The sequence below is a fragment of the Planktosalinus sp. genome (genome assembly GCF_059864935.1).
Map to the genome: position 1 here is coordinate 1 of NZ_JCBCCK010000172.1, position 6,110 is coordinate 6,110.

Below are 6,110 nucleotides of genomic sequence, written 5' to 3' on the forward strand. Positions count from 1 at the left end.
GCAGCTCTTGCGGCAAATGAACGGGAATCTGCCTGGCGTGAAATGGCAAAACAAGTGGCCCATGAAATCAAAAATCCGTTAACGCCTATGAGGTTGAGCGTGCAAAGTTTTGAGCGAAAGTTTGATCCTAACGACCCGGAAATCCACCTCAAAGTAAAAGAGTTTTCGTCATCAATGACCCAGCAAATCGACACTATGAGTTCGATAGCTTCGGCGTTTTCTACTTACGCCAATATGCCCGCCCAAAAGGATGAAACTTTAAATTTGATTAAAATCACCAAACTGGCTTTGGACATTTTCAATGAAGACTATGTGCATTTTGAAACCGATGAAGAGGAAATCATCGTAAAAATGGACAGGACTCAACTCATCAGGGTGGTGACAAATCTGGTTAAAAATGCTGTTCAGTCTGTAGAAGAAAAAGACAACCCGGAAGTTACAGTGAGGGTTTTCAGTAAAGACAAAACTGCTGTCATAGAAGTAACAGACAACGGCTCGGGTATTCCGGAACAAAACAAAGAACGCATTTTTGAACCCAAATTCACAACCAAAAGCAGCGGAATGGGTTTAGGATTAGCGATGGTTAAAAGCATTATCGAAAACTACGGTGGAAGAATAACTTTGAGTTCAGATTCAGGTAAAGGCTCTGTTTTTACCGTAGAATTCCCTAAATTTATAGACTAAATAAAAAACATATTCAGATGAATTTTGAGAATATACTTGTCGAAACCAAAGGTGGCATCACCATGATTACCATAAACAGACCTTCAAAACTCAATGCGCTTAATTCTGAAACCATAAAAGAGCTGAACAAGGCCTTGCTTGCAAGTGAACTTGACAGAGAGACTAAGGTAATAATTCTAACCGGAAGCGGCGACAAGGCGTTTGTTGCCGGGGCAGACATCAGTGAATTTGCTTCTTTTTCTGTAAAAGAGGGGCGCAAATTGTCCTCTCAGGGGCAACAATTGTTATTTGATCTGACAGCCAATCTTTCCACCCCAATAATAGCAGCAATCAACGGATTTGCACTGGGAGGTGGGCTTGAATTGGCGATGGCAGCCCATTTCAGAATTGCAAGCGACAATGCCAAAATGGGCTTGCCGGAAGTATCACTGGGCGTGATTCCCGGTTATGGAGGTACTCAACGGCTTTCGCAACTTGTGGGGAAAGGCAGGGCAATGGAAATGATCATGACAGCCGGAATGATAGATGCCAATCAAGCACTGAATTATGGGTTGGTCAACCATGTAACCACTCAGGAAGAATTAATTCCACTTGCCAAAAGCATCGCTGAAAAAATTATGAGAAACTCAACCGTTGCGATTGCGGCTGCTATACGCTCAGTAAATGCAAACTATAATGATGGGGTTAATGGCTTTAAAGTGGAGATAGAAGAATTTGGAAATTGTTTTGGCACTCAAGATTTTAAAGAGGGCACTACAGCCTTCTTGGAAAAACGAAAAGCTAATTTTCCCGGTAAATAAATGGAAATATTCCAAAATAAATAGGATTAAATCCTGAGTTTTATTTAACTTTGAAAATGTACTCTCAAAGTTGAATAATGTCTTTCGATTATATAAAAGGTCGCGGTGCCCAACACCACACTATCAATAAGTTTTTAGAACACACTTCTGAATTGCGTGATGATTTCCTTAATCATTGCGCTATTGAAGGTGATGAACCCCAAAACACCAAAACCCATTTTATAGCCACCTTTCCAAAAACTATTGTCAACAAAGTAAACAGCCCCGATGTGGGTATGGGATATTCCTTAAATCCCTATCAAGGCTGCGAACATGGTTGTGTGTATTGTTATGCAAGAAACTCCCATGAATATTGGGGATATAATGCTGGTCTTGACTTTGAACAAAAGATTCTGGTTAAGAAAAATGCCGCAGAATTATTGGAAAACCACTTTAAGAAAAAAACCTGGAAAGAAACGACAATAGTGCTTTCGGGAAATACAGATTGCTACCAACCCATAGAGAAGAAATTGAAAATTACCCGTGAATTATTGCAGCTTTTCTTGAAATACAAACATCCGGTTGGAATTATCACCAAAAATTCTCTGATACAAAGAGATATGGATATTCTGCAAGAACTGGCCAAAGACAATCTAATTCATGTTTCGATTTCAATTACCTCTTTACAAGAATCCACAAGGCGAATTCTGGAACCAAGAACAGCTACTATTGCCAAACGATTGAAGACCGTGAAGGTATTAACCGACATTGGTGTTCCGGTGAATGTGATGATGGCACCCATCATTCCTGCCATTAACAGTCACGAGATATTGCCTTTGATAAAAGAGGTGGCAAAGAGAGGAGCTGTTTCTGTGGGCTATACTATTGTGCGCCTAAACGGTTCCATTGCTGAAGTGTTTACTGAATGGATCAATAAAACACTTCCTGACCGGGCTGAAAAAGTGTTACATCAAATAGCAGCTTGTCACGGAGGCACTTTAAATGATTCCCAATATGGAAGAAGAATGAAAGGGGAGGGTACTATCGCAGAGCAAATCCATCAGCAGTTTGTCATTGCCCGAAAGAAATATTTGCCAAATGAATATATAAAGACGTTAAATACTTCTTTATTTGAAGCAGAAAGGGCAAAATATGCACATTCTAAAACCGAACAAATGCGTTTGTTTTGAAAGCCTAAACACTTCCTTCCCATTCTTTATAAAACTGCTCTAAATACGTTTCCATAAAATCATGCCTTTTCTGTGCAAGCTTTTTACCTGTTTCAGTATTCATTCTATCTTTGAGTAACAATAGCTTTTCGTAAAAATGATTGATGGTTGGTGCTGTTGAATTTTTATATTCTTCTTTTGTTAGTTTTAAATTAGGTTTTATCGCCGGATCATAAAGTTTTCGGTTTTTGAAACCGCCATAGCTAAATGCCCTTGCAATACCAATGGCTCCAATAGCATCCAGCCGGTCTGCATCCTGAACAATTTCAAGTTCTTTTGAGTGAAACGATTGTTGCTCATTTCCGCCTTTGAAGGAGATGTTTTCTATGATTTTTATTACGTGCTCAACAACCTCTTTTGAGACCTGTTCTTTTTCCAAAAATCCTTTCGCAATAGCGGGACCAACAGCCTCATCACCTTTGTGAAATTTGCTGTCTGCGATATCGTGAAGCAGCGCACTTAACTTTACAACCAGTAAATCACAATTTTCACTTTCAGCAATCAAAAAACTGTTTTTATACACGCGTTCAATGTGAAACCAGTCGTGGCCGCCTTCAGCATTTCCAAGTGTTTCTTTAACAAACTGAATTGTATTTTCGATAAGGCTCTCTTCTCTAGTCATAATTGATTAATGGGTCACAGCCTCAGTGATTTGCTTTTCCAGCTTTTGAATAAGTTCTTCATGTCCAAAATCTGAAACTTTAATTGCAGGGTGAATTTGAAACGTCAGGCGGAGTCCTATCGGAATTGGAAAAATGCCATAACGCTGCAACCTCCAGGAATTACTGATAGAAACAGGAACGACAAAAGCATTAGGAGCATTTTCAAAAAGGGTTTTTAATCCCTTATGCTTAAACTGTTTTGGTATTCCGGTTCTACTTCGGGTACCTTCAGGAAAAATTACGACTCCACGGTTGTGTTTTGAAATATACTCAGCGATATTTTTTATTTCCTTTGTTGCCTGAACCGGGTTTTTTCGGTCAATCAAAACTGATCCACCATGTTTTAAATTGTAAGAAATAGTGGGAATTCCTTTGCCTAATTCTTTCTTGGAAATAAATTTTGGGTGCAACTTTCTTAAAAACCAGATTAGTGGCGGAATGTCCCACATACTTTGGTGATTGGACACAATGATTACCGGTTTGTCAATCGGCAATTTTCCGTGAACAGTGATTTTATATGTTGTTCCCAGTACGTGAAGGCTTCGTATAATAAGCCAGTTAAAAATAGCAACACTCTTTTTGTGTGAATTGTAGCCAAAAACATTTAAGCATACCCTTTGTATTGGTTCAAAGAGCAATAGAAAAAATCCAAACAGTAAATAAAATACGACTGAAAGGATATAACGGAATATTTTTGAAATTAATTTCATCGTGTAATCAAAAATAAAAAAACCGCTTCAATTAAAAGCGGTTTCACAAATCTATGTTTTACTGTGCCTAACAATATTGATTGTAAGCATCCATTAAATTTTCAGCTATAAGTTGTGCGGGTCTTCCTTCAATGTGATGACGCTCCAGCATGTGAACCAACTCCCCGTCTTTAAAAAGTGCTATAGAAGGAGAACTAGGTGGGAAAGGAATCATTTGTGCTCTGGCAGCATCTGTGGCCTCACGGTCAACACCTGCAAAAACTGTGACTAATTGTTCCGGTTTTTTACTGTTTTGAAGTGACATTTTCGCTCCTGGACGTGCATTTGCTGCAGCACAACCACAAACTGAATTGACCACTACCAGAGTGGTTCCTTTTCTTTGTAAAGCTTGTTCAACTTCTGAAGCGTTATGTAATTCTGCAAAGCCCTCTTTGGTAAGGTCTTCACGCATGGGTCTAACTAATTCTGGTGGGTACATAGGTCCTTATTTAAAATTATTCTAAAGTACAAAGGTACTAAAAAATGTATTTTTAAGCATCAAATTAGGGCTCTCAAATTCCAAAGATTTCGTTAAAATAAAATCCATTCAGGAGAGGCTTAGGCTTTCGTGACTTATTCCTATCTTTGCATTTCTTTTAATTTCTAAAAACTTTCCATTGATTCGTTGGGTTGCAGCTATAGTAGGATTTATATTTTTTCGATTTATTGGAGCTATTATTGGGTATATTTTGGGAAGCCTGATTGAGAACCTGGGTAAAAATACACGCGTGTATCGCTCGACAGGCGCTCAAAGGGTTACACCGGCAGATTTTGAATTGAATTTACTTTCTCTTGTCTCAATCGTCATAAAGGCCGATGGTAATATTAGTCCCCAGGAAATGCAGTTTGTTCAAAGTTATTTTGTTCAGGCTTATGGAAAAGAAAGGGCCAATGCTACCTTTCGCACATTCAATGAAGTTGTAAAAAAGAGAGAGGTATCGGCTCAGCCCATTTGTGAGTATTTGAGAATGCGTATGCGCTATGAATCACGCTTGCAAATCATTCACTTTCTTTTCAATATTGCGCAAGCAGACGGTCATGTTTCCCAGCCTGAAGTTGAAAAAATAAGGGAAATCGCCGGTTTTCTCGCTGTTGGTTACCGGGATTATGAGAGCATAAAAGCGATGTTTTTCAAAAATCCTGACAGTGCTTACAAAATCCTTGAAATTGAAAAAAATGCAACAGTTCCAGATATAAAAGCTGCTTACCGCACTATGGCCAAAAAATACCATCCTGACAAATTACAACATATGGATGAAGCCTACCGTAAAGGTGCCGAAGATAAATTCAGAAAAGTGCAGGAGGCCTATGAGCAGTTGCAGAAAGAGAAAGGATTTTAAATTATTTTTTTATTCAAGACAAATGTCGTATATTTGAGGTCAAATGTCTGAGCAATGAGAAATTTTAAAGTACAAATCAATCAGGTAAATGAAGCTGCTGCTGTATATGTTCGCAAGACTTCAGATATATCCATAAAGAGCAATTTTACATTTGAAGATTTGCTCAACAACAAGCTATTGTTGATTCACACCATTAGAAAGGGCATTCCGTTTTCTTTGTTTTCTGAAATTAAAAACATAGTTCCTTTTTCTGATGATGATTGGGCAGAGGTGCTCAATACTTCCACAAAATCGCTGCAGCGCTACAAGCAGGAGAAGGATTTTTTGTTCAAACCCATTCATTCTGAAAAAATCATAGAAATTGCTGAAGTAGCTCTTTTGGGAAATCAGGTTTTTGATTCTCCCAGTCAATTTCAGCAGTGGTTAAATACTCCTTGTTTTGCTTTAGGCTCTCATAAGCCCTTTGAGCTCCTTCAAGATTCCTATGGGAAAGAGCTTGTTTTAAACGAGTTGAACAGGATTGACTACGGTATTTTTGCTTAATGAAGGTTTACAGGCTTTCGCGAAAAAAATATGCCGGGGAATTATCAGGCAAGGGTGCTGCGCTTTCGGGCAACCGCTGGAATTCAAAAGGCGTGGAAATGATTTACACTTCAGAAAGCCGGGC

General features: G+C 38.7%; 9 protein-coding genes. 6 read left to right on the plus strand and 3 right to left on the minus strand.

Annotation, left to right across the window (positions count from 1 at the left end; translation table 11 throughout):
- The 3 genes from AC6F75_RS06535 to AC6F75_RS06545 all read left to right on the plus strand — a co-directional run.
- Positions 1-684: ATP-binding protein (locus AC6F75_RS06535; RefSeq protein WP_500714152.1), on the plus strand; the 684-nt coding region annotated here is incomplete at its 5' end.
- 17 nt (positions 685-701) lie between these two features.
- Positions 702-1,484 (plus strand): enoyl-CoA hydratase-related protein, encoded by a 783-nt coding sequence (locus tag AC6F75_RS06540; RefSeq protein ID WP_500714153.1) that lies wholly within the window; start codon positions 702-704, stop codon positions 1,482-1,484.
- 77 nt (positions 1,485-1,561) lie between these two features.
- A complete protein-coding gene (locus AC6F75_RS06545; protein WP_500714154.1) occupies positions 1,562-2,653 on the plus strand; it encodes a PA0069 family radical SAM protein in 1,092 nt (363 codons plus the stop codon).
- A gap of 4 nt (positions 2,654-2,657) precedes the next feature.
- Here the strand turns inward: AC6F75_RS06545 and AC6F75_RS06550 are convergent, their stop codons facing one another.
- The 3 genes from AC6F75_RS06550 to AC6F75_RS06560 form a co-directional block, all read right to left on the minus strand.
- Positions 2,658-3,314, minus strand: a complete 657-nt coding sequence (locus AC6F75_RS06550) for an HD domain-containing protein (protein WP_500714156.1) — start codon at positions 3,312-3,314, stop codon at positions 2,658-2,660.
- 6 nt (positions 3,315-3,320) lie between these two features.
- Entirely contained in the window at positions 3,321-4,064 is a 744-nt protein-coding gene (locus AC6F75_RS06555; RefSeq protein WP_500714157.1) for a 1-acyl-sn-glycerol-3-phosphate acyltransferase, read from the minus strand.
- Positions 4,065-4,131: 67 nt separating this feature from the next.
- Entirely contained in the window at positions 4,132-4,542 is a 411-nt protein-coding gene (locus AC6F75_RS06560; RefSeq protein WP_500714158.1) for a BrxA/BrxB family bacilliredoxin, read from the minus strand.
- A gap of 178 nt (positions 4,543-4,720) precedes the next feature.
- Here AC6F75_RS06560 and AC6F75_RS06565 point away from each other — a divergent pair, with 178 nt between their 5' ends.
- The 3 genes from AC6F75_RS06565 to AC6F75_RS06575 form a co-directional block, all read left to right on the plus strand.
- Complete coding sequence (locus tag AC6F75_RS06565; protein ID WP_500714159.1) at positions 4,721-5,443, plus strand: TerB family tellurite resistance protein; 723 nt, start codon at positions 4,721-4,723, stop codon at positions 5,441-5,443.
- A gap of 54 nt (positions 5,444-5,497) precedes the next feature.
- Positions 5,498-5,986 (plus strand): type II RES/Xre toxin-antitoxin system antitoxin, encoded by a 489-nt coding sequence (locus tag AC6F75_RS06570; RefSeq protein WP_500714160.1) that lies wholly within the window; start codon positions 5,498-5,500, stop codon positions 5,984-5,986.
- Positions 5,986-6,110, plus strand: a 125-nt coding sequence (locus tag AC6F75_RS06575) for an RES domain-containing protein (protein WP_500714161.1), incomplete at its 3' end; no start/stop codon positions are given. The genes AC6F75_RS06570 and AC6F75_RS06575, both read left to right, overlap by 1 nt.

Excerpts from the sequence above, each read along its gene's own strand:
- AC6F75_RS06540 (WP_500714153.1), top strand. The coding sequence starts at position 702 with ATGAATTTTGAGAATATACTTGTCGAAACCAAAGGTGGCATCACCATG.
- AC6F75_RS06545 (WP_500714154.1), top strand. The coding sequence starts at position 1,562 with ATGTCTTTCGATTATATAAAAGGTCGCGGTGCCCAACACCACACTATC.
- AC6F75_RS06550 (WP_500714156.1), bottom strand. The coding sequence starts at position 3,314 with ATGACTAGAGAAGAGAGCCTTATCGAAAATACAATTCAGTTTGTTAAA.
- AC6F75_RS06555 (WP_500714157.1), bottom strand. The coding sequence starts at position 4,064 with ATGAAATTAATTTCAAAAATATTCCGTTATATCCTTTCAGTCGTATTT.
- AC6F75_RS06560 (WP_500714158.1), bottom strand. The coding sequence starts at position 4,542 with ATGTACCCACCAGAATTAGTTAGACCCATGCGTGAAGACCTTACCAAA.
- AC6F75_RS06570 (WP_500714160.1), top strand. The coding sequence starts at position 5,498 with ATGAGAAATTTTAAAGTACAAATCAATCAGGTAAATGAAGCTGCTGCT.